The organism is Lentimicrobium sp. S6 (genome assembly GCF_013166635.1).
Lineage (GTDB): Bacteria > Bacteroidota > Bacteroidia > Bacteroidales > UBA12170 > UBA12170.
The window spans coordinates 1-25,586 of the sequence record NZ_JABKBZ010000011.1; the positions used below are offsets into that span (position 1 = coordinate 1).

A 25,586-nucleotide genomic window follows, 5' to 3' on the forward strand; every position below is an offset into this window, starting at 1 on the left:
ACAGCCCAAATATCCCAGGCGACTCATTAGCTAAATTATCAAGGTATTGTACTTATGAGAAAAGGAAAAATCGATTAAATTTTGAGCAACAAATTGAAAGAGCTTTTTGCTTAAGTTAACGCTAATGCCCATGGGGAAGGGGCAAAACAAAAAAATCATTTATTATGGGTAACTACAGTAAATTGACACTTGACTGATTAGTAACGAATAAAAGACAAAATCAAAGCATTCCAATTTTAACTTTTTCTAAATAAACAGCTTATCAAATAGAATTCAGATTAAATCATGGCTACCATTATGATTTTTCCTATTTTTATAGCAGCATTTGAGTATCATTTGAGAAACGCTTGTAAAACCACCCAAAATTTTGGAGATAGAGAATATCTTCACCTTTTTTTATCATTCATTAAATTTCAATAATATGAATAAATATTTCACGCGTTTGAGTATTTTATGGCTATTAATGATTGGCCTGGTTTCACTTGGCATTGCTCAGGAGGAGTCTGCGAATAAATGGACACAGTTTCGAGGAGAAGATAGGTCTGGAAAAAGTATGGAAAGCCTAGATGGAGTGGATTGGTCGACAAGTAAACCCGAGTTGGTTTGGAAACATGAATTGGGTTCTGGATTTGCTGAACTCACCATGATGGGAAACCGAATGTATACCATGACCAGCCAAACCATAGATAGCACTACTGGCAGTGAATTTCTAGCTGCCTACGAAGTAGAAACAGGAAAAGAGCTTTGGCGACAAAAAGTAGATAGTATTTATTTTGACCCAGATGGCTGGGGAGATGGTTCTAGAACGACTCCTTCTATTGATGATGAACATATATATTGTTTGAGCGGCCATGGAAAACTTAGTGCTCATCACCTAAAAGATGGAGCTATCATTTGGCAAATAGACCTTAAAGCTAAATACGGATCTGCAGAACCTCGCTGGGGGTTTTCTACTTCGCCTATCATACTTGAGGGCTTATTAATTATGGAAGTGGGTGGAGCAGAGAATAAGGCTTTTGTTGCTTTTGATAAAGAAAATGGCGAAATCGTTTGGAATTATGGAAAGGGAAATGCCTCTTTCAATTCTCCCCTACTCACTACCATTGATGAGCAATTACAAATCATCTTTGCCAATGGAAAAACCCTGTATTCTTTCAACCCAAAAGGAGATACCTTATGGACCTATGCCATGCCTTTTGGAGGAATTACAGCCATGCCATTACTGATTAAAAACAACAAAATCTTCTTATCTGGAATTAGAAATCCTGGTTTTGTGATAGTAGAAATAAATGACCATAAAGCCACCGAATTTATTAGAGGAACCAGCATGAAAACGGATTTCAACACAGCGGTTTATCACGATGGATATATCTATGGATTTCATGTGGCCTCTCTGCGCTGTATCTCAGCAGAAACAGGAGAAGCAAAATGGACCAAAAGAGGATTTGGAAAAGGGAGCTTGATGATCGTTGATGATCAATTATTGGTTTTATCTGACAAAGGGAAACTCATTATTGTAGAAGCCAAACCTGACGCTTATGTAGAAAAAACTTCCGTTCAAGCCTTGGAGGGCAAATCATGGACTGCACCGAGTTTTGTAAATGGAAAAGTATATGTGAGGAATCTTACACATATGGCTTGTTATAAAATCAAATAGAAACACCAAAAACTAAAATGATGAAGAGTAAATTAATTTGGAGCTTATTATTAGTATTATGTTTTGGGGTGATTCAAGCCCAAGAATTGGATGAAATTATCAGCAAACATATAGAAGCCAGAGGAGGAGCAGAAAATTGGGCTAAGGTGAATAACATGAAAATCACTGGCCGATTTACTGCCTTTAGTGTAGAAGAAGATTGGATGGCCATAAAAACCAATAAAGGTCAATATTATAGCGAGTTACACTTGGGTAAACATGCTGTTATCGAAGCTTTCGATGGAGAACATGGCTGGACCATTGACCCATGGCATGAAATCAGTTTTCCAAGAATTCTAAGCAAAGACGAGGATAATGTCTTTCAACAAAAATCTAGCCTAATGACTCCTTTTCTCGATTATAAAGAAAAAGGATTGGTGGCTAAGTTAATAGGCAAGCAAGATTTAGAAGGTGTAGTGGTTTATACCATTAAACTCACCCGTCCTAGTGGCAAATATGAGACTTGGTATATTGATGCCAATACTTATTTAGAATACCGTCGCGACTCTTATTGGGTAGATTTTACTTACCCCACACCAGCAGAAAGCTATTTCGAAGATTTCAGAGAAATCAATGGCTTGGTGATTCCTTACTATGAAGAAAAGATGTTTAGCCAAAGAAACCGAGTTCTTTTAATAGAAGACATTCTATTCAATATAGAACTTGATGAGGAGCTCTTCGAAATGGCAAAAAGTTCAGAAATGGAAGCCTTGAGTTTTATGAAAGGTAGTTGGGATGTGGAAGTACAAGGATGGAGTGGACGAGCCAACAAGTGGTATCCCATGGATGCAACAACTTCTACCATCAAATATGCTGCGAATAATATGCTAGAAGAAAAAATAAGGTATAAAACTGATTTTGTAATTCCCATCGTTTCACAGTATAGTTATCATGCTGGGAGTGGAAAATATCGCGTATGCGTTTATAACGACTTTTCAGGCGAAACAGAAATGTTTATAGGCCAGATAAGCGATTCCACTTTTACTGCGGATAATACTAAAATGATTTATGGTGGAATGCAAGACCCTCAGGCATTTGGAAAGGTCACCATCACTCCTGAAGATTCAGATCACTTTAATGTACTCATTGAAAATTCCTTCGACAAAGGAGAGAATTGGAACCCTGGAAATAAGCTCATTTACACCAGAAAAAGCAATTGATAGGTAAAATTGAACATCAAAGCAAGCTCTTAAAACTAGGCAAAACAAATTACTTTGTTCTTAGCAAAATATTGGTTAATACCTTATCACCATCATCAATTTTACAAATCAATACCGAGCCTGTAAAATAATAAGGATGAATTCTAATGCTCCCAGATTCCATATCAACCAATTTATAAGGAATGCTAATGCCTTCCATATCAAATAAACCGATATTCACTCTTTCTAAATTATGATACACATCTTTAATGATAAAATATTCCATAAACGGATTAGGGAAAATGATATAATCTTTTGAAAATACTGACGGATTCAAGAAATTCACATCACCTGACCAATAGGCTCCAATATCACAAATACTATCATCTGGGTCACTACCCAAATTGGGATCGCCTGCATTAACACATGGAGACTCAGTAGATATTCTAAAATCTACAGTATCCAAAAACATAGGATCATCAAATATGTTATTCTGACCTTGATGGAGTATTCTATCTGACAAAGTATAATCTATGGTTAAAGTAGAGAGTTCATCACTAAATACATCCATATTTCTTGACTGAGAAATGATACAATTAACAACTTCAGCACGAGTGTTTTTAGCTAAATCATTATTTTCAATACACCGAATAGCAATGTCATTTCCATAGAAAGTATTGTTCTTGATATAACAATTAGAATTCTCTTTTAATATCACACCAACATTACAATCAACAATTAAATTATGCCTTAGTACTATCCCCTCTGAACTTCCAAAGTTTTCACTCCCAAGCTCCATCCCCCTGTCAACATACGAAACAATAATATTGCTATCTATTTGTGTATCTATACAATTATTAAGATCTATTCCATCATCTGGCCCTTCACTCATATAATTACTCACTATCCTACCACCATTAACCTTGATAAGCTCAATAGCGTCGGGTGTATTAAAAAAATTGCAATTCTTAATAAAAACACTATTCGAATTTGATACTTGAATACCTTCTCCTTTACCATTATTTCGGAAAACACAGTCCCTTATATCGGCACCTGCATTAAGCACCCATACTAAGGATATTTCCCAAGTTAAATTCTGTTCATTATAAAAATTAACATTCTTAAGGCTAAGTTGACACCCATTCGATTTTATATAACCATCTGTAATTTCAGCATATCTTATAGAAGAATGTCCTCCAGATTTATTTAACTCAATTTTTCCCCAGCCAATTTCTGGTACTTGTGGAAGGAAGGAAACAGGTTCTTCTTTGCTTCCATTAACCTGAAGCGTACCATTAATGATAATATTAATATCCTGATCGATAATCAATGTTGCCCCATGCAATATCAATAATGTATCAGAACTATTTATGATCAAGTCCTCTGTAATAAGATAAGGAGATTCATGTTTTGTAAAGACTATTTCTTCAGCATTTATCCGAACAAACAAAAATAAAAAAACAGAAATAAGTATTGTGTACTTCATTTTTGAATAAGGTATAAGATTCTTTTTACAAACTATAAAACTATACAAAAATTGCTTAGCAAACACTATATTTCATCATTATACCCAGATAGTTTTGGCCGAATTACCATCATCAATATTAGGATGAATAACTGCTTGATATAGTATGACAGACTGTTTTTTCAAAAGGTAGGACTTGAAAACCTATAAACGACTTCATCCTCACCAAAAAGAAGGTTCAAAAATCAAAACGAGATTTAACTACCGAGCCTCCTCTAATACATGGGATTACCATTTAAAGTAGATTCTGGAATCTGTTGCATGGCATCCCAATGCTCTATAATTTTTGCATTTTCATCGAACCTGAAGAAATCCATAGTCACATATTGATCATTTCCAGGCCAAGTTTGATGAGTATGTAGAGCTACCAAATCACCCTTGCGCTATAACTCTTACAAACTCGATACTCTTTTCAGGATACTCTTCTTGCATTCTCTCAAAATAGGCTATGAATGGCTCTTTTCCATCCCCTACGATTGGGTTATGTTGAATATAATCATTGCCAACATATATTCGAACAGCCTTTCTTGGATTTCCTTCATAAGACATTCTATAAAAAGAAATGGCCTTTACTAGCAAAACAGCTTCTCATACCAAGTAACCATAGGAATCTATTCTAGCTCTTTTAGCCTTCGAGCATTTAGTTCTGTGGTGATTTCATTCATTTTAGATTGAGTCAATGGATACATCAACATAAAGATAGCTGCTATCAATGCAATGACTGCAGGAACCCAACTCATCAGCATTTTTATGCCCGGGATAGCCCCTTCAATAGCAACGGCATCTTGGCCATCATAACTATAAGCAGCAAGCACAAAACCTATAATAGCTCCTGCTACTCCTCCACCAAACTTAGTAGAAAAAGAGCCTGCCGAATAGATTAAACCTGTCGCTCTTCGTCCATTACGAAATTCTGAGAAATCAGCTACATCACCCAGCATAGCGAAGAATAAAGTAGGGAAAATAGCAGCAGCAAACTCAGAGATAATTCCGATGGAGAATATGCTAATAATGTCATTTGGCCCACAGAATACCAATAAGGCATTAACCGCTCCAGAAAAAACTAGCGCAATAATAAATAGGTTTCTCTTTCCCCATTTATTACTGAGGAAGGTAGTCACCATAGCACCACCAATAGAAGCGACCATAAGGGCCACCATATAGCTAGCTGCTAATAATTGGTTATGAATAAAATGAGAGAAATAGATAACTACAATACCTTGTTTGATGGAATTATAGATGACAAACAACAGACCTATTCCCAACAAAATCAACCAAGGCTTATTACCTATTAAATCTTTGAAATCTTTAGACAGATTAGTTTTTTGAGTTTTGGGTGGTAACACTCGTTCTTTGGTAGAATAGAAAGTGATAAACATGGCTAAAATCAACACCACCGATAGCACATAGATAGAATTACTATAACCTTGTTTTTGGTTGATGATACTAATATTTTCAGCGCTTAAAGTTTCTTCGCCTTCTACAATAAAGCTATAGTCTTTTCCTCCAATCATGGAAAAGGCTTTACCTTGTGTAGGCGTAGGGTCATTGGACTTTTCTTCAGTGTTTACCCAAGTGAATAATGCAATGCCATCCTCAGTAGCAATCTTTACATTTTCCACATCCTGAGAAGTGGAAACATGAACCTCAAATCGATTATTCTCGAGCTGATCAACTTCTATAGTTGGATTAATATTTCCGAAGAAAGCCACTAGGAACAATAAGGCTCCTTGCACCAACATTCCTCCGGCAAAGGCTCCTACCATCCTATAAGCTCCTAAGCTTGTACGTTCTTTATCATCGCCCGTCATTACAGCCATAAGCGCTCCATAAGGAATATTATTAGCCGTATAAACTAGTGTGAATATGATATAAGTAGCATAGGCATAAATTATCTTCCCTGTTGGGCTTAGATTAGGACTCGTGAATAGCAGGGATAGAATAACACCTAATGGAATAGCTGTCCACAAGATCCAAGGACGGAATTTTCCATATTTAGATTTGGTTCTGTCACCAATAACGCCCATAAGCACATCGCTAATGCCATCGCTAAATCTCGCGACCAACATTAGCAAACCAACAGCTGCGGGATGAAGCCCAAACACATCAGTATAAAAGATGAAAAGGAAGGTAGAAACTCCACGCCATGCAATATTTGCGGCACCATCGCCCAAGGCATAGCCAAGCTTCTCGGTGAGTTTAAGTTTTTGATTAATAGCATTCATAGTCATGATAGTTTATATTTTGTAGTATATAGTTTTAAAAGTAGGCTTAAATCTGCAATAATTAATAGAATGATGATTAGCATCCTCCACCGCTACAATTAAGCGGCGCTAATATAGACATAATCAACCAATTATTATGAAACCCTGTAAATTTTCAGCACATTAAAGACTATTTAATATACTTAACACTATCAAATAAATAGAAATGAAATGGAATCAAAAAGAAGGAATAACAAGATAGTTACTCAAGAACAATAAACAGAAAGCTTAAGAAAGACTATTGATACATTTTTTCACGCTGAGCTTGAATTTTCTCATCGGTGATATAATCATCATAATTCATGTGTTTATCAATAATTCCTGTAGGAGTCAACTCAATAACTCTATCACAAACCGATGAAATGAATTCGTGGTCATGAGAAGACATAAATACATTACCAGGGTATTTAATTAGGTTATTATTAAAGGACTGAATAGATTCCAAATCAAGATGGTTTGTTGGTGTATCAAGAACCAATGCATTGGCATCAACCAGCATCATTTTAGAAATCATACAACGCATTTTCTCTCCTCCAGACAATACCTCAACTTTCTTTAGCAAATCATCACCAGAGAATAACATCTTACCTAGATACCCACGAATATATAAATCAGTAGTGTCATTTGTAAACTGACATAACCAATCGAATAAATTCAAATCTGAGCGGAAAAATTTAGAATTATCCATAGGCAAATAAGCATGAGTAATAGTTTGCCCCCATTCAAAGCCTCCACTATCTGCTTGTCTCTTATCATTAATGATTTCAAAAAGAGCAGTCATTGCACGAGGGTCTCTGGATAGAAAAATGATTTTCTCCCCTTTATTGGCATAAAAATCAACATCCTTAAATAATACTTTACCGTCAATACTAGCACTCAAACCACTAACTTCCAAAATTTTATCCCCAGCTTCTCTTTCTGGTGTGAAAATAATACCGGGATATCTTCTGGTTGAGGGTTGAATATCATCAACATTCAACTTCTCTAACATTTTCTTACGACTAGTTGCCTGCTTTGATTTCTTTACATTGGCACTAAAACGAGAAATGAACTCTTGAAGTTCTTTACGTTTATCCTCTGTTTTCTTATTTTGAATCTGAGATTGTTTTAAAGCCAATTGACTGCTTTGATACCAAAAGCTATAGTTACCTGCAAACAACTGCACCTTACCAAAATCAATATCTAAGGTATGAGTACTAATGGCATCTAAAAAGTGTCTATCGTGAGAAACAACCAAAACTGTATTCTCATAATTAGCTAAATAGTTTTCCAACCAAGTAACCGTTTCTAAATCCAAGTCATTAGTAGGCTCATCGAGAAGTAAGTTATCAGGTTTTCCAAAAAGAGCTTGAGCCAATAATACTCTCACTTTTTGCTTACCAGACATATCCTCCATCATGGTTTGATGAAATTCTTCTTTGATTCCCAAAGCGCTTAATAAACTTGCAGCTTCACTTTCGGCATTCCAACCATCCATATCTGCAAATTTCTCTTCTAATTCAGCTGCTTTTATACCATCTGCATCAGAGAAATCTTCTTTACAATAAATGGCATCTTTTTCTTTCATAATATCCCATAGCTCAGTATGACCTTTCAATACCGCATCTATAACGGAGTAATCGTCAAAAGCATAGTGATCCTGACTTAAAACGGAAAGTCTTTCTCCTGTTCCCATACCAATATGGCCATTAGTAGCATCTATCTCACCCGAAATAGCTTTCAACAGAGTGGACTTTCCCGCTCCATTGGCACCAATAACACCATAACAATTACCTGGCATAAACTTAAGGTTTACATCTTGAAATAAAACTCTTTTACCAAATTGGATTCTTAAATCTGCAACATTTATCATAAAGCGTATTGTATTAAACTCCTTCTTATTCGAAAAAGGTTGCAAAAGTAGTTATTTTTTCATTAGAAAATATAGGGAATTAAAAATTATTAATATCTAGTTATCAGTTCTTTAATATTAGTTTTCTTTTTATTGACTGATGAAAAAGAAAAATCACTATGAATCTATAAAGCACTTATAAGAATAAGTGCATGAAATGGGTAGGTTTTAATCTAATAAATTAAAATGTGAATGATGTACACAATGATTAATAAATATTCTTCATTACACATCGGATAGATGTCTTTGCTATGTTTAAAAAGACGGGGATTATTTATGGCAAGCCAAAAACAATCCCCGTCTACATTTCCTCATTTCCAAAAAGATTATTGTCATTCATACTCATATTCCCAATACAGTATAAAAACTTTACCCTATCCCTTAAACCCAACTTTTGCATGCGTTCCATCGCAAAAAGGTTTTTTAGCAGATGCCCCGCACCTGCAAATTGCTGCCATTTTCTCTATTTCCTCCACCCTACCATCAGTATGAGTTATGGTGAAATTTCCTTGAATAATAACTGGCCCATTAGGTTTTACTATCGCTTTAATCTTTTCCATTTTTTTGTTTTTTTTAGTTTGATCTTCATTTTTCAGATAATAAGATAACGCTCCGGATGGACATAAATCTATTTGATTTTTCAATTCTTCTATGGAGGCAAATTCTGGATTAATCCAAGGTTTTTGATTTGGCTGATATACTTTAGGTAGTCTTTCTACACATATAGCCGCATGTATACATTTCTTTGGCTCCCAAACTATTTGCAGCTCTCCTTTTGAATACTCTTTGATGCTTCTATTTTCCATTGCTTATTATATAAGATTCCTCACAAAGGTAAAGAAAAACAGATGTAGAAATTTAATTATCAACCCATTAAATCTGAAATAAGATGTTAAAGCACATACTATTTTACTCTAATATTACTTAGTGATAATAATAATTGAAATCAAGATAAAACTTGATGATGTTTTATTCCATTAACAAACGAAAGTATGGCAGCCTCATTAATTTTCGAAAAACTCTTATCTTTTCCGGTGATTTTCTTCACCATCATGCGCTCAATAAAATTCATCTTTTCCAACAAATATTCAAAACCCAACAAACCCTTACTTAAGGCTTTATTTCTTAAATCTTGCGGAAACGCCAAATCGAACTGTTCCTGAGCTTTTTGGTCCCTTTCCATACAGCATAAAAATAAAGCCAACTGTTTTTCTAATAATTCGTTATGGTATTTCTCAATAAAGGCGGTGGTCTTCTTATGTACTTTCCCCATATGAATACTACCTCCTAAAATAATACGTTGATAAGGGGACAGACTATCCAGTTTTTGCTTTTTCAGATTGATGATATCCACCTCATCGGTAGGGAATTTTTCTGCAATTTTTCGTGAGACTATTTCAGTGGTACCATGCTTACTGATGTATATGATGGCCGTTTTCATAATTTTAGATTAAGTGTTTCAATAAATATACCAGTCAAAATTACGAAAAAGCAATTATAAAGAAGATGTCAACGAAAGTAAATCATTGAAAATGATAATTTGCTTTGAACTCTTTGGTGGTGTTATATCTGCAGTTCGGCGTCCTAATAAATAAATCTGGTCCTCTCGTCCATTCAAAACCTCCTCTTGAAGGCGATTGACATAGGCATTAACCTCATCTGGATCTGGTTTAACAGTAAAATAGCTGACAAAGTTGACTTTTTTAAAATTGCTTTGAAGGGATTGCAAATTTTCCAAGGGAACACTCTGCCCTAAATAAATAGAATGATGCCCTTTCAACAATAACTCATAATGAATATAGAGCAAACCAAATTCATGAATCTCATTTAGAGGAAGATATAATACATAAACCTCATCTGGTTTTTTAGGAAGCACTTGCTGAACACGTTCTATATTAATAAGTAATTTTTGTTTGAGGAGATTTGTAAAGAAGTGCTCATGTGCTGGAGTAATGCTATTACTCTGCCACTCTAATCCAATATTTTGCAAAAATGGTATAAGAATATTGACAAAAACATCTTTAAATGAAGATTCTGCAACTAGACTATTATAAGTATGTTCAAATAAATTTCTATCATATTTGAGCATGGAAACTTTGAGAGAATTCACAAAATGTTCTTGATCACTCTTTCCACCAATATACTCACGTACTTTATTTTCCAATTCCTCAATAGAATACTTAGCTATTTTACTAATCTTATAGCCATGGTTATACAATATGGTGATGTTCAACAGCTTCCTCAAGTTTTCTAGGTCGTAATATCGAATATTCGAATCTGTTCTATTTGGTTCCAAAAGATTATATCTTTTTTCCCAAATTCTAATACTATGGGCCTTTATTCCTGATAAATTTTCCAAATCCTTTATGGAAAATAATGTTGCAATATTGTTCATCTATCTATAATTAATATTAAACATGGGGTTAAACAATTGTAAAACTAGCATCTAAATATCCTTAGACTCCAAGAAAATTAATTAAATAAATTAAACTAGAAAACAATTGATAACCTAAGCATTAAGAAGTAGCAAAGGTATTTAAATATTCCGAAATACCAAGATAATAGGAAACATTTGTTTATCTTTTTGTGTTTTAAATTAAACACTAATTGTGCAGGAAACAATATTTTGCTTATACTTGAACCATAATTACTAAACAATAATCAATTGTACTATAATGGATTTATCAAATGCCGAAGCTTCAAAAACTAGTTAGACTATTTAACAAACATAACTCAAAAAGCACTAACGAAACCATTCCCATGACTACAAGTAAACTTTTGTTTTGAATTTTAAGAAAAGCTCCCAAGAAGTTAGCTTCTTTATTTTTGGATAAACCTGTCGAAAGCTTTCTCATTTAGAATATGCTGAGTGATGAATTCTCCATTATAGAAAATACTATAAAGAGTATGCGGTACAAAGTGATTTTGAGCCTGTTCTCGACTTGCAAGCTTCTTTATGGTCAAGTTCACACCCTGTTTCTCAGCTACAGCCTTTAACTCGGTATTCACATAATACTCATTAAAAGGACAAGCGTTGGTAAAATATACAACCAAACCATCTTTGATATCATTTTTCCCAGTTTTGGCTATCTCTTTAAATTTTGGAATAGGTACATTTGCTTTTAAGGGTTTATACCACAGCTCGAAATATGGAGGAGCAGTATCTGCCAATAGAAAGCCCTGTTTGATGAAGAATTTCTTATCCGACATAAATGGCTGCTTTCTAGAGGCAGCCATCACAACAAGTCCATCCATTTCTTTAGCATCCTCTAAACAATATTGATAAAGCTCCTTACCATGTCCTTCTCCTTTGAATTTCCCAGAAACCCAAAAGCAATTAATGAGCATGTAATTTGGAGCAATAATAGGTGCCCAAGCTTTTTCTGCAGGAACATACTCTATAAAAATTTTTCCACGCTCGTCAAGCTTCCGAAATACATAACCATCCTTAAATTGCTTTTTCAGCCACTCTTTTTTTAATTGATAGCCTTCGCTACATTTTTTATCAGAAAAAGCACAACAGATATGCTCATCAGAAATATTATCTTCATCGAGATTGATATATTTTTCACTGCCCATATTTTAGTCATTTGCTGAGCCCCAAACCTAAAAAATCTTTGGGTTTATTCCTATACTATATTAAAATAATTAGAGAAATCGAATAAACAAACAAGCCTATTATTTCATCCTATTTAATGAGAGCATGTAAAGAAACATCATACTTTGAAATATCAGATATTTAAAGCACAGCAAGAATATCTGTAATCATATGGAAAGATTTAAATTGAGGATGGATAATTTTGGAATCTACAACTTCATGCTGCCAAGTAGTATGAAAGGGCACATGAAAAGCCATGCCACCAAGATTCAATACTGGAATCACATCAGATTTTATGGAATTCCCAATCATCAGAAATTCGTCTGCTTTGATATCTAAATGTTGAATCAATTTGAAATAATCATCCTCTTGCTTATCACTCATCACTTCAATATGATGGAAATAAGATTCTAAATTTGACTTCTTCAACTTTCTTTGCTGATCCAACAAATCACCTTTAGTAGCTACTACCATTTTATAACCTTTAGCCTGAAGCGTTTTTAAAACCTCCTCTACGCCATCTAATAATTCCACTGGCTTACGAACCATTTCTTTGCTTAAATAAATAATAGATTCTATTTGTTTTGCGGTAATTTTATATTCACTAAACTCAATGGCAGATTGAATCATGGAAAGTGTAAATCCTTTGATACCATAGCCAAATAGAGGGATATTACTGGTTTCTATCTTAAATAAAAAGTCCACCACTTCCTGCTCACTTCCGTAATCTGACAATATCCTGGCCAAGGCTTGTTCTGCTTCTCTGAAAAAGGTTTCATTGATCCAAAGGGTATCATCAGCATCAAAGGCTATCACTTTAATTTTCTCCGTCATCATTCTATATTTGAAGCAAAGATAAAAACCTATACATAAAGCATAAAAAAACCCAAAAGATAAATTATCCCTTGGGTTATTAAAACAGTATATTTTAAAATATTCATTACTAATCAATCAAGTGTCAATTTACTGTAGTTGCCCATAATAAATGATTTTTTTGTTTTGCCCCTTCCCCATGGGGAGCCAAAAAAATCAGATTTTAGTTTCAAAAATCAAATTAGAATAGAATATCAAATTTTTCAATCTAATCATTTTGCTGAATCTTTTCCCTGACTCCCCTTGGGGTTGGGGAAATCAGGGAAAATTAAACTATAGTAATTCTTATTGATTAGTAACAAATATTAATTGAGCTAATGAAACAATTACTTAATAAAAGCAAGGAGGTAAGTACCTAACATCATAATATTCTATCTTTTTTTCGTTTACCCCAACAGCTGACGCTTCGGTTAATGACGATACTATCATTATCGCTACATTCATCGTAGCGAACAGCATCGTTCCGGCCCAAGGGGAGCGAAAAAAGTATACTCCAGAGCAATTAGTTCTACAGTTTAGTGAAAAAATAAATTTATAGCATATTGAATTAGGCTCATTAAGCAGAGTAAATAATTGAACACCTCAAAAAAATTAATCTTCAAACTCGTTTTCGTCATTATAGATTTCGCTTGGCCTACCAAATAAGGAGATGATTTTTCCCGAAATCAATCCTGCAACTATAGCAATGATGACAGTAACACCAATTGCTTTTAATTGTGAACTGGCATCTAAACCATCTACAATAACAATAGCTGCTAATCCACCAAAAATACCAGGGATTCCGTGAAGGTTAGAAACACCGCAGGTATCTATAATTTTATGAAACTTTTCTTGCTTCTCTTGTAATAGTGCAAATCCAACTGTGGAAATAACACCGGCAATTAAACCAATAACCATAGCTTCGAAATGAGTAGCATGATCACAAGTAGCTCCAATAGCAACACCTCCTGCTAAAGCTGCATTGGCAATATCAGCAGCATTAATTTTACCTCTAATAGAAACCGAAGCAATATAAGTAGCCACAGTAGAACCACAGAGCGCAATAAATACATTTACGACTGTAGCTGGAATAGCAGCAGCAGGAACTAAAGCCGCACAGAAACTTGGCCAAAATACCCAAAGTACCATAGAACCTAATAGAGAATAACGATCAGAAGTAGCGTCAGCTTCAATAGGAATTTCTCTTTGATGTTTTGTAGATAAGGAAACAGCAGCAGAGATTCCGAAGATAGCACCAAAGGCATGAATGATAATCGATCCACCAGTATCAGCAATAGTACCCACGAAATGGAAATGATCATCTAAAACTATGACTTCGTTTAAAATGTAAAATGGAATAAACAATAAACCCAGAATCATATACTGGTACATTTTTAATCTACCAAGTAGCGCTCCGGCAGCAATTAACAAACTGGCCGCTCCAAATTCCGCTAAGATAAAATGCTCAATTTCACTTTTCTCAGCAAAAAAGCTCAAACTACTTATAGCCAAATACATGGGCAAAGAAACGCTAACCAAAAGGAAGGTTGCTGTTAAGGCTGACTTTCCATAGTTTTTGACAAAGACCATCAAAAAGCCGAAACCAATAAGAAGCATAGCCATAATATGAATGGCTCTATTATACTGTTGGACTTCTAGAACTTCAGTTATTCCAGAACTTTTAAAATCTAGCGCAAAAGCGCTTGAGGCCGAACCCAACAAAAAAATGGACACAGCAATAGCATTAAACAAAGTTTTCTTCATGTGATTTGATTTATTAAGGGCGCAAATGTAAGCCAGCCTTAGCCCTGTTAATCAATTAGCAATGAAAAGTGAAATTATTTATAAGCTTTATTCATAAGCATAAGTGATTTTCTTAGAGATAGGAACCTTTCTCCCCAAGAAATATTTAATGACATTACTTTTTGCTGAATAATGACAATAATACATACAAAATAATAACGACTGGAAAAGCGCCAATTTGGAGGAGGGCAAGAAATAAAATACTCAGCCCCAAGAAAACAAAGCGAATGGCATTATCCTTCCATTTTAAATTCTTAAATTTTAAACTAAACAATGGAAGTTCAGAGACCAGTAACATAGACAATGCAAAAGAGAGCGCAAGTAAGATGTAGTAATTATTGAGCCAAAGGAGTTGCATACTAAAAACACCATCGATAAGAAATGGCAAACTACCTACAAACAAAGCCAATGCGGGAGTAGGCAATCCAATAAAACTATCGGTTTGCCTGGTATCGATATTAAATTTAGCCAATCGGAAGGCAGACAATACAGGAATAATAAAAGCCAGAAAAGGCAATATAGCAAGCCCACCTATCATCATATTGGGTAAGTATTCGCTTTTTTGCATCAATTGGAACATAATAAAACCGGGAACCAAACCAAAGCTAACCATATCAGCTAAGCTATCCATTTGCTTTCCCATTTCGGACTTCACATTTAATGCTCTGGCAGCCAAACCATCAAAGAAATCGAAAAAAGCGCCCAAAGCCATTAATGCCGCAGCCAACTGTAATTGACCAAAGAAACTAAAATAGATGGCCATAATACCACTTAAGAGATTAAAAGAAGTGATGATGTTTGGAATATGTTTTTTCATTTCTATATATTATTAAAAATCAATACAAATTTAGCCTTAAAAACGAAACCCAGTAACCAGTACACCCAGCACCCAGCACCCAGTTTCCTATACCTTCGGCTCCCACTTTACATCTCCATCGCCCAACTCGTTGGCAAATTTACGAGCCAGTACAAATAAGAAATCGGACATTCTATTTAAGTATTTCAAAACTAAAGGATCCACATTTCCATCGGGGAATGCTTTTAAGGTAATACGTTCTGCTCGTCGACAAATGGTTCGAGCCACATGAGCATGAGAAGCCAAAATCTGACCGCTTGGAAGAATAAAGGACGTTAGAGAGGGTAAGCTCTCATTCATCTCATCTATCTTACTTTCCAATAGCTTAATGTCGTCTTCTAATAGCTCTGGCATTTTTTTCAAGACCTCCTCAGAATCCACCGCTACCCTGCTTTCTGCAGTAAAAAGTCGCTCTTGAATCACCAATAATAAATCTTTAATCTTTTTATCTTCACTCAAATCCCTAATGATTCCAATATAGCTTTTTAGTTCATCGATGGTTCCATAAGCTTCTACTCTATCATCGTATTTAGGCACTCGAGTTCCACCAATTAAAGAAGTCTGCCCTTTATCACCTTGTTTAGTATATATTTTCCACTCCATGATTATCTTTTTATAGCTGCAAAACTACAAGATTTACAAATAAAAAATCATATTCGCAATTCTTTAACGTGTTCCTAAATTTAGGAACCCTACCATCTTTTTTGAATAAGATTAAAGCTCATATATACAAGATCATGTCCTTTGGGTCTAGGAACCCCCTCTATTTCTTCCTGAGGACTATTAAACCAAGCGGCATTTCCTTCCGCATTTTCGTAATAATAATCGACATGCTGAAACTGTATGTCAGTTTGCAAATCACTGTACAATAAATACACTTCTTGGAAATATCTAAAAGCCTCTGTTTTATCCATTACCAATGGCTCACCCGCAGATGAACTCAAAAGAGTTTCTCTTTTGGTGACTAGCCCCCCAACTGTGGTGACCAACGTTTCGGAGTGAGCTATACTATCGGCATCAAAACCACTGATTTTGTAACCTCCACTACCCCCAACTTTGTAATCATAATTATAGAAATTATTCATTTCCCAATCCCCATTAAGGAAGTAATACTGCTTAGCTTGAACAGGAAAACCATCAATATAGTCATACTCATATTTTTTTGCATAACTCACTGTATCCGATCTTAAATGTTCTTGTACATAAGAAATAAGCTTATCATTAGCATAAGAATATGATGTTGAAACATCATGTCGCCAAACATCATAGAAGTTAGTATAATGATTCATTTCCTGAATTTTCCCATCCTCGATGATATATTCTATTTTGGCGGTTTCAGTCCATGTTCCCATCCAGTTATAATTCACTGTTAATGTAACTTTCGGAAGGTTATATTCATAATTCAATTCATTAACCATTTCCCAGTCGCCAGAAGCCCCTGTTTTGGCATAAAGCTCTGCTTTTACAAGTTTGTCTATATTATAGTAATAATCAAACCTTTGGCTTTCCACATTATGATCATAAAATATGGCTGTCTTAATTCGCTTTGGCAAACCCGAAGTATCGGGGGCTTTATCATCATCTTTTACACAAGATGGAAGTACGAATACAAGAAGAAGTAAATAGACTAGTTTTTTCATAGATTGCAAGTATTATCAAGTGTTTTATAAACGATAATTATGATATCATTTGCAAAAATAGGGATAAACCAATAGCCCACAATACATTTATCATGATTTTCTATTCTTGAATAACATCTCTTAATAGAAGGAATAAATCGTCAAACTCAGTAAGCGGTAGGCTTTGAAAATCATCATCAGGGCTATGATAGGCTGTGGCCTCTGAACCTATCGTATAAATAAAAACAGCTGATACCCCTTTCTCATAGAATGGGCAATGGTCACTATTACAACGCTCTCCTCTAGCCTTCACCTCCTTTAAATACTGCTTTTTCTGATTAACTTGTACCAGCCGATTAAAAACTCGTGGAACCGTATTCGCATTCACCACTGTTATTCCATCGCTACCAGTAGCCACCATATCTAGGTTAATCATCATTTTCACCATCCTCAAATCGAAAGGAAAATGATTGGCCATATATCTACTTCCCAGGAGACCAGCTTCTTCTCCGCTGAATAAGGCAAAAACAATGGAACAATCAGGCTTATTTTCAGGTTTTGCAAAATACTTAGCCAATTCCATCACCATTACTGTTCCGCTAGCATTATCATTTGCCCCTCTATAAATGGCCTGCCCCATCATACCAAGGTGATCGTAATGAGCACCAACAATAATAATGCTATCCTTATATCTTTCTCCTTCCACAAAGCCCCAAACATTTTGAGTTTTGTGGGAGGGATTAAAAACACTTTCTACCTCAAGATGAAGACTAGTAATACTATCTCTTATCTTTTCTCTATTTACTTTTAATACCATATATAAAGAAGTATCTCTTCCATGATAAACACTCCAGATAGGCTGCTTCTCTTCTAAATACAAAAATCCTTTTGCATGATATATATTCGCTTTCAAGAATTCTTTATAAGCCTGATCACCCACTAAAAAAGTTTGACTCAAATCACTTTTCTTTTCCTCTTCTGAAAGAGGTAAATACATAGTTGAAAAATCACCACTTGTTGAAACGGAAGAGGCCCCAACTACATAATCAAGTCCAGCCTTGAGTTCTTGTTGATTTAAGGAAAGAGAAATAGGATTAGGAAAGGTATTGATGGCAAATTCATATTCTTGATAATAGCTGCCGGTAATGGTTTCCAGTTTATACTTCTTAAATTGCTTGGCAATATATTTAGCCGCCTTAGCATCTCCATTATTCACATAAGCTCTTCCAGCAAAAGAGGTAGAAGTGAGCTTTTTCAAATGCTTCTCCACAGATTTTCGATCCTGAGCTTGTAAACCAAAAAAGCTCCATGTGAACAGTATCATCATGAAGCTTTTTAATATCATAGTAGAATTATGCATCTATCAAATTAAATTTCCGCTCTAACATATTCACCAATTTTGCAAAAGGCTCCGATTCTTCATCCCAATTAAAACGATATTTTAGCGTACTGAAATATTGCATGGCATCCTCCAGCTTTTTAAAATTATTGAGGGTATATATTATATCTTCATACTTCTGAGCATTACCACCAAACAACTCGTTAATAAAATAGAATTTATCATTGATTCCGATGACAGACTTCAGGTTTTCTATTCTATTATTCTGTAGTTTTTCTACTATCGAATGGGTATTACGTGCGTCAGCTAATTTTTTATTTAAATCAGATATCTCGGGACTGGTTTTTACTTGGCTAAACAAATTATTTTCTAGATTAGGCTGCTCAATCATATCGTCTAAAGAGGACTTTACTTCTTCTACCTGCTCTTCCGGTATTTTTTCCTCTACTTCCACTTTGAAATCTATCTCTACTATCTCCTCTTGTACTTCTTCAATCACCTCTTCGGACATGCTTATTTCTTCTTTAAGCACCTCTTCGTATTTAGGCTCCTCCATGGCTTCTTCTTTTACAGGCTCTTTCACAAGAACAGCTTTAGACTCTTCTACTTGAAGCTTGTATTCCTGAACTTCTTGCTCCTTCTCTGTTTTAAGAACTGGGGATTCATTCAGTTTCTTTAGATAAATGGTATCTTCATAAAGTTTCTGGATATTTCTAATAAAAATGTCCATTTCGATTTGAGGAATATTTTCTTTATGGGAATCCATTAGTTCAAACTGCTCAGTCAGACTGGCTAACATAGCCGCTAATTCTTCTTTCATTAAATTGAATCTCATATGCTATCTTTTTATTTCAAAAATGGATTGGATTAATCTTGAAGATGATTAAATTTGTTTTCAGTTTTTAGGTTTTTGATTTTTATAATAATCGGCTTAAAGATATAATGAATTTATGGCCCTATTTATTGTACGGCACAAAATTATTAAAATACAAATGTTGATAAAGAATGACATACCATTCTGTATATCTGACATTTGAAAAAATATACATCATGTTTCTAGAGCAGAAAAAATTTAATGGCGATAAACTGGGTTGGGTAGAAGTGATAGTGGGCTCCATGTTTTCGGGTAAGACTGAAGAGCTGATCAGAAGACTCAATAGAGCAAAAATCGCCAAACTCAAGGTAGAAATTTTTAAACCAGGAATTGATGTAAGATACGATGAGGAGGATGTGGTATCACATAATGAGAACAGCATTAAGAGCACACCTATAGATAGCGCAGAACAAATTCTACTTTATGCCCACGACGTGGATGTGGTAGGTATTGATGAAGCTCAATTTTTTGATAATCAATTAGGCTCTGTATGTAATCAACTAGCCAACAAAGGTATAAGAGTTATCGTGGCTGGGCTAGATATGGATTTTCAAGCCAAGCCCTTCGGTCCCATCCCCCACCTCATGGCCACCGCCGAATATGTAACAAAAGTACATGCGATTTGTATAAAATGTGGCAACCTGGCTCAGTATTCCCATAGAACCATTCAAGGTGACGATTTAGTGGTATTAGGTGAAACCGAGAGTTACGAGCCTTTATGCCGCCCATGTTATAATAAGGCAAATTCATTAACATAAAAAAGCCTGATTCGATTAAGAACCAGGCTGTAAATTTCTTATTAAGTTTTATCATTAAGGCTTAGCCACTACTTTAATAGAAACCATAACAACAAAGCCGACTTCAAAAGTATCGTTATTGATAGTACCCACCGCACTAACAGTAGAAGCATGCATAGAAGCAATAATACTATTTACAGTATCCCAACCTGGAGCATCGCTACCAATTTCAAACTGAGCACCAACTGCAATAGGCATATTGGCAGGACTAGCAAAAGCAAAGCTGTCTCCATTTACATTATCAGTAATAGAGAAAGTACCACTTTCTAATGCAAGACCAGCTGGTGTAGTACTTGTAACTAATACTTTAATATTAGTCACCTCAATACTTTGAATAGACTCTAGATAATCTGCAAGATCTGCATTATTAGAAATGTCTATGATTGCTGTTTCATTAAAAGAAGCACTTCCTTCTTCTGTAGATTTAGTTACATCTGGTACCGCAACCATTGGGGCTTCCAAATCAGTATAAACGGTTACTTCAACTGAATTCTGAAGTTCTTCTGCGACTTTTTCGCAGGATGTAAATGCTCCTGCTAATACCAGTAAAGCAACAACAAATAATGATGATAATTTTTTCATAAGTATATTAATTTTGGATTTATTAATCTTTTAATCAGACGAAAATAGGTAATTTCTAGGTAATTAGTCAAGTTTTAACATATAAATAGCTATTCTTTATTTTTCGAATCTATCCATATTGTCACTGGACCATCGTTAATTAGCCCCACTTTCATATCTGCTCCAAACTCACCAGTGGCTATTTTTCCACCTTTCTTTTCTTCCATGGCTTTAATAAATGCTTCATATAATGGAATCGCTTTTTCAGGACGTGCAGCTTTTATATAACTGGGTCGAGCTCCTTTTCGAGTGCTGGCATGTAGCGTAAACTGGCTAATAAGCATTAGGTCTCCATTAACATCCATCAAGGACAAATTCATGACTCCATTTTCGTCATCAAATATCCTAAGCTTTAGAATCTTCTCCACCAACCAATTGATATCTTCTTGACCATCCTCATTTTCTATGCCCAGCAAAATCAATAAACCCTGAGCAATTTCTGATTTTATATGTCCATCTATTTTTACGGAAGCTTCGGAAACTCTTTGAATTAATACTCTCATTATTTTTAATTTTATAAAAGTGAAAATACAAAAAAAAGTCCAAGCTAAAGCAATGCCTCAACTTGGACCTCAATTATATTATCAAGTGACTACCAAACAAATAATGGACGATCCATCATTAAGGCATTCACTTCTTTTCTTACTTTTTCTAATACTGCTGGGTTTTCGATATCTGAAATCACTTCATCAATTAAATCCACAATAATAGGCATATGCTCTTCTGTTAATCCACGAGAAGTCACCGCTGGAGTACCCACTCTTAAACCAGAAGTCTGGAATGGAGAACGGCTATCGAAAGGAACCATATTCTTGTTTACAGTAATATCAGCTTTTACCAAGGTATTTTCTACCACTTTACCAGTAATTTCAGGGAATTTACTTCTGAGGTCAATCAACATCAAGTGATTATCTGTTCCACCTGAAACTACATGATATCCTTTAGCAATAAATGCAGCTGCCATAGCTTGTGCATTTTTCTGAACCTGAAGCATATAGTTCATATAATTATCGGTTAAGGCTTCGCCATAAGCAACAGCTTTAGCAGCAATCACATGCTCTAAAGGACCACCTTGAATACCTGGAAATACAGCTGAATTCAATACGGTAGACATCATCTTAGTCACGCCTTTTGGTGTTTTTAAACCCCAAGGATTCTCAAAATCTTCTCCCATCATAATCATACCACCTCTAGGGCCACGCAGCGTCTTATGAGTAGTAGTAGTTACAATATGACAATAAGGAATAGGATCGTTTAATAAACCTTTGGCAATTAATCCAGAAGGATGTGAAATGTCAGCCATTAAGATAGCATCAATTTTATCGGCAATGTCTCTCATTCTTTCATAATCCCAATCGCGACTATAAGCAGAAGCACCAGCAATAATAAGCTTTGGCTTAGTTTCTAAGGCTTTGGCTTCCATCTTGTCATAATCAATAACACCAGTAGCTTCTTCTACTTCGTAAGAAACAGCATTATATAAAATTCCTGATGAATTTACATGACTACCATGAGAAAGGTGACCACCGTGAGAAAGGTCTAAACCCATAAATGTATCTCCTGGATCTAAACAAGCTAGCATAACAGCCATATTTGCCTGAGCACCGGAGTGTGGTTGAACATTTACATATTCTGCTGCAAATAATTCTTTAGCACGGTCAATAGCTATTTGCTCTGTTTGATCCACTACCTCACAACCACCATAATAACGCTTACCAGGATATCCTTCTGCATATTTATTTGTTAAAACAGACCCCATGGCTTGCATGACTTCATCACTTACAAAGTTTTCTGAAGCAATTAACTCAATACCGTGAGTTTGACGTTTTTTTTCTTGCTCGATCAAATCGAAAATCTGCTTATCTCTTATCATATCTAAATTTATTAAATTACATGAATGAGTTCATCTTGAAATCATTAACACGATTACAATATCAACTGAATATGCAAAAATAGGAAATTGAATTTTGCTTTTGATAGAAAAAAGATATTTCTAATGTAAATCAGTATTTTGCCTAAGATAAACCTAAATCCCACCAGCCTTAAAACACTGTTTTACAGAGAAATATACTAAAAAACACGAAGAATGAATTATTTTCAGGAATAGCTTTTATTAAAGAACAAAAAAAACTCCGCTCTTGCGCATCTTTTTACCATATAATGTTTCATAGGTCAGGACATAAGCATAAGGGCCTGGTGGCACAAATTCGCCTTGAAACTTGCCATTCCATCCCAATACCGGTTGATTGGATTCATAGAGCATCATTCCCCATCTATTCAGAATTTTGAAGCTGTAATTCTCCATTTTAATTCCGGTATAAATAGGCATAAAAATATTAGTGACCCCACCATCTGGATCGAAACCTGATGGAATAAAGACATTACTTAACTTGGCCAAGAAATTCACATTGGAACGGGCAGTATCTGCCGTTGGCATACTATCAGAGAAATGCCCCACTGCTTCAACAAAATAACCCACTTTAGCGGTTAATGGTACCGACTGATCGTAACGATCTACATAAGAAAGATCGGATTCAGGATAAACTTCGCCAACAGGGAAAGGATAAATAAGAGTATCGATCACTCTATATATTTGATAAGCAATAATAGAATCCATTTTAGAATAAGGAGTCCATTCTATTAATGCTTCTCCATCGGCATAAGAACTTACAGATGAATTCATAGTCATGGCTATATTACTGCCCTCCCCCATATTTAAGCAACTATCATAGGGATGAACAATATAGGACTGAGGAGACTGATAATAGCGACTTGAGATATCTGCATAATAATGTAAAGTATCTGAATTCCCTATTACTGTATCGAGCACCTCAAAATCTCCACCATTTTCCGACCTAGTAATAGCAAATTGAGGAATATAGGCAATACTATCTACCTGCCATTTCAGCTCCACTTTCCCATCTACCACACTTGCCGAACGCAACCAAGTAAAATCCGTAACAACAGGTTTTCTACCAATGACTTTTTTAATACATGAAGTTGATGTTCTCGTATTTCCCTCACTATAGGCTTCAATATAAAACCGGTATTCAATATCTCTTTCAAAACCAAAAAGGCTCACCTCTGTTTCGGTTGGATCCACATCAGCTACCACCTCAAATTCCCCATCAGCTACCTTTTCATAAACTCGAATACCTTGTAGACTCACATCTTGCCAATCCCTTAAACTATCCCAAGATATCAAGCATTCATCATTACAAATATTATACTCAGGGGCATGTAGATTAACAGTTCTAATAAAATAATCGGAAGTCCAAACACATGAATTCCCACAACTATCTTGTGCTGTTATAGAGAATGTTAGAGTTGTATCACAAACCAATCCCTGATCCAATTGAATGGATAAATTATGATAGCCATAAACCTCAGCAATAGGATATTGCGTATTGGATTCACCCTCCTCATTCATGATCCATATCATATACTTTCTGATGTCAGCATTTTCTATACTTGGTAACAACCAACTCAACCTAATTTCACCAGTTTCAATATCTACACTTGCGTTTTCTGGTATTATCAAATCGGGCTGAGTATTGTCTTTAAAAATCCCTCCTCTTACATTACTAATTGACTCACAGCCATTAGTCATTACACGAATTTGATAATAATAGGTAACTTCACACATTCTGGTAGTGTCGATATACTCATTATCGAAAGTAACATCATGCTCATCATAAGCGGTCGCCGAACCCCTTCTCCAAATATGATATTCCTCATTGGGATCAAAACCTGAATCGTTCCATGACATATCCACCAATCCATTATCTAGATTATTTACAGATAATAATATGGTTCGCACTTTTGCTGATTCGCTTTGTAATTGATTACCCACATAGGACTCTACATAATAAGCATAAGATAGAGAGGCAGCATTCACATCCAGATCTGTATAAGTATCTACTGTAGCATCACTAGTGGTATGAATATGCTCAAATGTTCCATTTATGGAAGTAGAACGATAGATAAAAAAATGGGTAGTACTAGAGCCGGCCGAAAACGTTAATGTCACCGAACCATCTTGCTCACCAACAGTAAGACATTCCAGTTTAGTTCGTTGCGAATACACTTCGAATGTGAACAATAGTAGGACAATAATAATAAGTGAGTGCTTCATAGGCTTACACCGCAAAGATAGTTTTTTAAAGGGTAAATATATAACAATAATTAATTCGACTTATTGCCAAAATGATGTTTAATTATTGAATCCAAAGCTAAACTATCTTGTACATATAAGGAATCACTGCTTAGGCTTAAGCTATCGATAAAAGAATCAATGATTTTAACACTATCCAATCTTAGCGAATCGGCTTTCATCTGAAGCAAAATCTCATCATTTTTTGCCTTTAACTCATTTAAACGTGTCACCACATCTGTATAAATCATATCCATTTGCTCCAGATTTTTCTTATAGTATAACAAACTATTTTCAAATTCCATTGGACTTACTTGATTCTTTTTAAATACCTTTTGAAAATACAATAATGAGGAGTCATTGGTTCTAATACCTGTTTTTCTCAAATCATCCAAAAAAGCTTCTGTAATCTGCATATCAGCTAATATGACAATCATCTTATCTCGAGAAATCAAATCCCCAGGCACATCAGTATCCTCTTTAGAAAATGAGGAACAGGAAGAAACTATTAATAAAACAACTATTAAATAAAATAGAAGGGGTTTAAGCTTTAGCATGC

General features: G+C 35.1%; 22 protein-coding genes. 3 read left to right on the top strand and 19 right to left on the bottom strand.

The annotated features are described in order from the left end of the window. Nucleotides 1–421: 421 nt before the first annotated feature. Together HNS40_RS05835 and HNS40_RS05840 are read left to right on the top strand one after the other, a co-directional pair. Nucleotides 422–1,657, top strand: a complete 1,236-nt coding sequence (locus tag HNS40_RS05835; protein ID WP_172278634.1) for a PQQ-binding-like beta-propeller repeat protein — start codon at nucleotides 422–424, stop codon at nucleotides 1,655–1,657. 20 nt (nucleotides 1,658–1,677) lie between these two features. Further along, a complete protein-coding gene (locus HNS40_RS05840; RefSeq protein WP_172278636.1) occupies nucleotides 1,678–2,856 on the top strand; it encodes a hypothetical protein in 1,179 nt (392 codons plus the stop codon). 49 nt (nucleotides 2,857–2,905) lie between these two features. Here HNS40_RS05840 and HNS40_RS05845 read toward each other — a convergent pair whose 3' ends face one another. The 14 genes from HNS40_RS05845 to HNS40_RS05915 all read right to left on the bottom strand — a co-directional run bounded on the left by HNS40_RS05845 (nucleotide 2,906) and on the right by HNS40_RS05915 (nucleotide 19,417). Then, entirely contained in the window at nucleotides 2,906–4,321 is a 1,416-nt protein-coding gene (locus HNS40_RS05845) for a right-handed parallel beta-helix repeat-containing protein (protein WP_172278638.1), read from the bottom strand. Between the two features lie 650 nt (nucleotides 4,322–4,971). Continuing rightward, the gene (locus HNS40_RS05855; protein WP_216663741.1) at nucleotides 4,972–6,591 is read right to left on the bottom strand and encodes an MFS transporter; all 1,620 of its coding nucleotides are present in this window, start codon (nucleotides 6,589–6,591) and stop codon (nucleotides 4,972–4,974) included. A 271-nt stretch (nucleotides 6,592–6,862) separates the two neighbouring features. After that, the gene (locus HNS40_RS05860) at nucleotides 6,863–8,476 is read right to left on the bottom strand and encodes an ABC-F family ATP-binding cassette domain-containing protein (RefSeq protein WP_172278640.1); all 1,614 of its coding nucleotides are present in this window, start codon (nucleotides 8,474–8,476) and stop codon (nucleotides 6,863–6,865) included. A gap of 413 nt (nucleotides 8,477–8,889) precedes the next feature. Next, entirely contained in the window at nucleotides 8,890–9,321 is a 432-nt protein-coding gene (locus tag HNS40_RS23670) for a (4Fe-4S)-binding protein (protein ID WP_172278642.1), read from the bottom strand. A 140-nt stretch (nucleotides 9,322–9,461) separates the two neighbouring features. Then, on the bottom strand, nucleotides 9,462–9,956 hold the full coding sequence (locus HNS40_RS05870) for a flavodoxin domain-containing protein (RefSeq protein WP_172278644.1): 495 nt from the start codon (nucleotides 9,954–9,956) through the stop codon (nucleotides 9,462–9,464). A 54-nt stretch (nucleotides 9,957–10,010) separates the two neighbouring features. Next, a complete protein-coding gene (locus tag HNS40_RS05875) occupies nucleotides 10,011–10,910 on the bottom strand; it encodes a MerR family transcriptional regulator (protein ID WP_172278646.1) in 900 nt (299 codons plus the stop codon). Nucleotides 10,911–11,335: 425 nt separating this feature from the next. After that, nucleotides 11,336–12,094 (bottom strand): GNAT family N-acetyltransferase, encoded by a 759-nt coding sequence (locus tag HNS40_RS05880; RefSeq protein ID WP_172278648.1) that lies wholly within the window; start codon nucleotides 12,092–12,094, stop codon nucleotides 11,336–11,338. A 160-nt stretch (nucleotides 12,095–12,254) separates the two neighbouring features. Further along, entirely contained in the window at nucleotides 12,255–12,947 is a 693-nt protein-coding gene (locus tag HNS40_RS05885) for an HAD family hydrolase (protein ID WP_172278650.1), read from the bottom strand. A gap of 630 nt (nucleotides 12,948–13,577) precedes the next feature. Then, nucleotides 13,578–14,729 (bottom strand): ammonium transporter, encoded by a 1,152-nt coding sequence (locus tag HNS40_RS05890; protein ID WP_172278652.1) that lies wholly within the window; start codon nucleotides 14,727–14,729, stop codon nucleotides 13,578–13,580. A gap of 154 nt (nucleotides 14,730–14,883) precedes the next feature. Next, entirely contained in the window at nucleotides 14,884–15,585 is a 702-nt protein-coding gene (gene pssA, locus HNS40_RS05895; protein ID WP_172278654.1) for a CDP-diacylglycerol--serine O-phosphatidyltransferase, read from the bottom strand. Between the two features lie 87 nt (nucleotides 15,586–15,672). Further along, a complete protein-coding gene (locus tag HNS40_RS05900) occupies nucleotides 15,673–16,227 on the bottom strand; it encodes a cob(I)yrinic acid a,c-diamide adenosyltransferase (protein ID WP_172278656.1) in 555 nt (184 codons plus the stop codon). Nucleotides 16,228–16,316: 89 nt separating this feature from the next. After that, nucleotides 16,317–17,264 carry a hypothetical protein gene (locus HNS40_RS05905; RefSeq protein WP_172278658.1) on the bottom strand — a complete coding sequence of 316 codons (948 nt, stop codon included), beginning with the start codon at nucleotides 17,262–17,264 and terminating at the stop codon, nucleotides 16,317–16,319. A gap of 100 nt (nucleotides 17,265–17,364) precedes the next feature. Beyond that, nucleotides 17,365–18,567 carry a M28 family metallopeptidase gene (locus tag HNS40_RS05910; RefSeq protein WP_172278660.1) on the bottom strand — a complete coding sequence of 401 codons (1,203 nt, stop codon included), beginning with the start codon at nucleotides 18,565–18,567 and terminating at the stop codon, nucleotides 17,365–17,367. A gap of 28 nt (nucleotides 18,568–18,595) precedes the next feature. After that, nucleotides 18,596–19,417 (bottom strand): hypothetical protein, encoded by an 822-nt coding sequence (locus HNS40_RS05915; RefSeq protein ID WP_172278662.1) that lies wholly within the window; start codon nucleotides 19,415–19,417, stop codon nucleotides 18,596–18,598. Nucleotides 19,418–19,632: 215 nt separating this feature from the next. Between HNS40_RS05915 and HNS40_RS05920 the strand changes: the two genes are divergently transcribed. After that, complete coding sequence (locus HNS40_RS05920; protein WP_172278664.1) at nucleotides 19,633–20,214, top strand: thymidine kinase; 582 nt, start codon at nucleotides 19,633–19,635, stop codon at nucleotides 20,212–20,214. A 54-nt stretch (nucleotides 20,215–20,268) separates the two neighbouring features. Here the strand turns inward: HNS40_RS05920 and HNS40_RS05925 are convergent, their stop codons facing one another. The 5 genes from HNS40_RS05925 to HNS40_RS05945 all read right to left on the bottom strand — a co-directional run bounded on the left by HNS40_RS05925 (nucleotide 20,269) and on the right by HNS40_RS05945 (nucleotide 25,584). Further along, on the bottom strand, nucleotides 20,269–20,835 hold the full coding sequence (locus HNS40_RS05925) for a hypothetical protein (protein WP_172278666.1): 567 nt from the start codon (nucleotides 20,833–20,835) through the stop codon (nucleotides 20,269–20,271). Between the two features lie 89 nt (nucleotides 20,836–20,924). Then, the gene (gene dtd, locus HNS40_RS05930) at nucleotides 20,925–21,377 is read right to left on the bottom strand and encodes a D-aminoacyl-tRNA deacylase (protein WP_172278668.1); all 453 of its coding nucleotides are present in this window, start codon (nucleotides 21,375–21,377) and stop codon (nucleotides 20,925–20,927) included. An 89-nt stretch (nucleotides 21,378–21,466) separates the two neighbouring features. Continuing rightward, complete coding sequence (gene glyA / locus HNS40_RS05935) at nucleotides 21,467–22,747, bottom strand: serine hydroxymethyltransferase (protein ID WP_172278670.1); 1,281 nt, start codon at nucleotides 22,745–22,747, stop codon at nucleotides 21,467–21,469. 240 nt (nucleotides 22,748–22,987) lie between these two features. Further along, nucleotides 22,988–25,009, bottom strand: coding sequence for a gliding motility-associated C-terminal domain-containing protein (locus HNS40_RS05940; RefSeq protein ID WP_172278672.1), 2,022 nt, complete (start codon nucleotides 25,007–25,009; stop codon nucleotides 22,988–22,990). 50 nt (nucleotides 25,010–25,059) lie between these two features. Beyond that, entirely contained in the window at nucleotides 25,060–25,584 is a 525-nt protein-coding gene (locus tag HNS40_RS05945) for a DUF4296 domain-containing protein (RefSeq protein WP_172278674.1), read from the bottom strand. Nucleotides 25,585–25,586 lie beyond the last annotated feature (2 nt).

Excerpts from the sequence above, each read along its gene's own strand:
- HNS40_RS05860 (WP_172278640.1), bottom strand. The coding sequence starts at position 8,476 with ATGATAAATGTTGCAGATTTAAGAATCCAATTTGGTAAAAGAGTTTTA.
- HNS40_RS05875 (WP_172278646.1), bottom strand. The coding sequence starts at position 10,910 with ATGAACAATATTGCAACATTATTTTCCATAAAGGATTTGGAAAATTTA.
- HNS40_RS05900 (WP_172278656.1), bottom strand. The coding sequence starts at position 16,227 with ATGGAGTGGAAAATATATACTAAACAAGGTGATAAAGGGCAGACTTCT.
- HNS40_RS05870 (WP_172278644.1), bottom strand. The coding sequence starts at position 9,956 with ATGAAAACGGCCATCATATACATCAGTAAGCATGGTACCACTGAAATA.
- HNS40_RS05835 (WP_172278634.1), top strand. The coding sequence starts at position 422 with ATGAATAAATATTTCACGCGTTTGAGTATTTTATGGCTATTAATGATT.
- HNS40_RS05910 (WP_172278660.1), bottom strand. The coding sequence starts at position 18,567 with ATGATACTGTTCACATGGAGCTTTTTTGGTTTACAAGCTCAGGATCGA.
- HNS40_RS05905 (WP_172278658.1), bottom strand. The coding sequence starts at position 17,264 with ATGAAAAAACTAGTCTATTTACTTCTTCTTGTATTCGTACTTCCATCT.
- dtd (WP_172278668.1), bottom strand. The coding sequence starts at position 21,377 with ATGAGAGTATTAATTCAAAGAGTTTCCGAAGCTTCCGTAAAAATAGAT.
- HNS40_RS05880 (WP_172278648.1), bottom strand. The coding sequence starts at position 12,094 with ATGGGCAGTGAAAAATATATCAATCTCGATGAAGATAATATTTCTGAT.
- HNS40_RS05885 (WP_172278650.1), bottom strand. The coding sequence starts at position 12,947 with ATGACGGAGAAAATTAAAGTGATAGCCTTTGATGCTGATGATACCCTT.
- HNS40_RS05940 (WP_172278672.1), bottom strand. The coding sequence starts at position 25,009 with ATGAAGCACTCACTTATTATTATTGTCCTACTATTGTTCACATTCGAA.
- HNS40_RS05920 (WP_172278664.1), top strand. The coding sequence starts at position 19,633 with ATGTTTCTAGAGCAGAAAAAATTTAATGGCGATAAACTGGGTTGGGTA.
- HNS40_RS05945 (WP_172278674.1), bottom strand. The coding sequence starts at position 25,584 with ATGCTAAAGCTTAAACCCCTTCTATTTTATTTAATAGTTGTTTTATTA.
- pssA (WP_172278654.1), bottom strand. The coding sequence starts at position 15,585 with ATGAAAAAACATATTCCAAACATCATCACTTCTTTTAATCTCTTAAGT.
- HNS40_RS05890 (WP_172278652.1), bottom strand. The coding sequence starts at position 14,729 with ATGAAGAAAACTTTGTTTAATGCTATTGCTGTGTCCATTTTTTTGTTG.
- HNS40_RS05925 (WP_172278666.1), bottom strand. The coding sequence starts at position 20,835 with ATGAAAAAATTATCATCATTATTTGTTGTTGCTTTACTGGTATTAGCA.
- HNS40_RS05845 (WP_172278638.1), bottom strand. The coding sequence starts at position 4,321 with ATGAAGTACACAATACTTATTTCTGTTTTTTTATTTTTGTTTGTTCGG.
- glyA (WP_172278670.1), bottom strand. The coding sequence starts at position 22,747 with ATGATAAGAGATAAGCAGATTTTCGATTTGATCGAGCAAGAAAAAAAA.
- HNS40_RS23670 (WP_172278642.1), bottom strand. The coding sequence starts at position 9,321 with ATGGAAAATAGAAGCATCAAAGAGTATTCAAAAGGAGAGCTGCAAATA.
- HNS40_RS05840 (WP_172278636.1), top strand. The coding sequence starts at position 1,678 with ATGAAGAGTAAATTAATTTGGAGCTTATTATTAGTATTATGTTTTGGG.
- HNS40_RS05855 (WP_216663741.1), bottom strand. The coding sequence starts at position 6,591 with ATGACTATGAATGCTATTAATCAAAAACTTAAACTCACCGAGAAGCTT.
- HNS40_RS05915 (WP_172278662.1), bottom strand. The coding sequence starts at position 19,417 with ATGAGATTCAATTTAATGAAAGAAGAATTAGCGGCTATGTTAGCCAGT.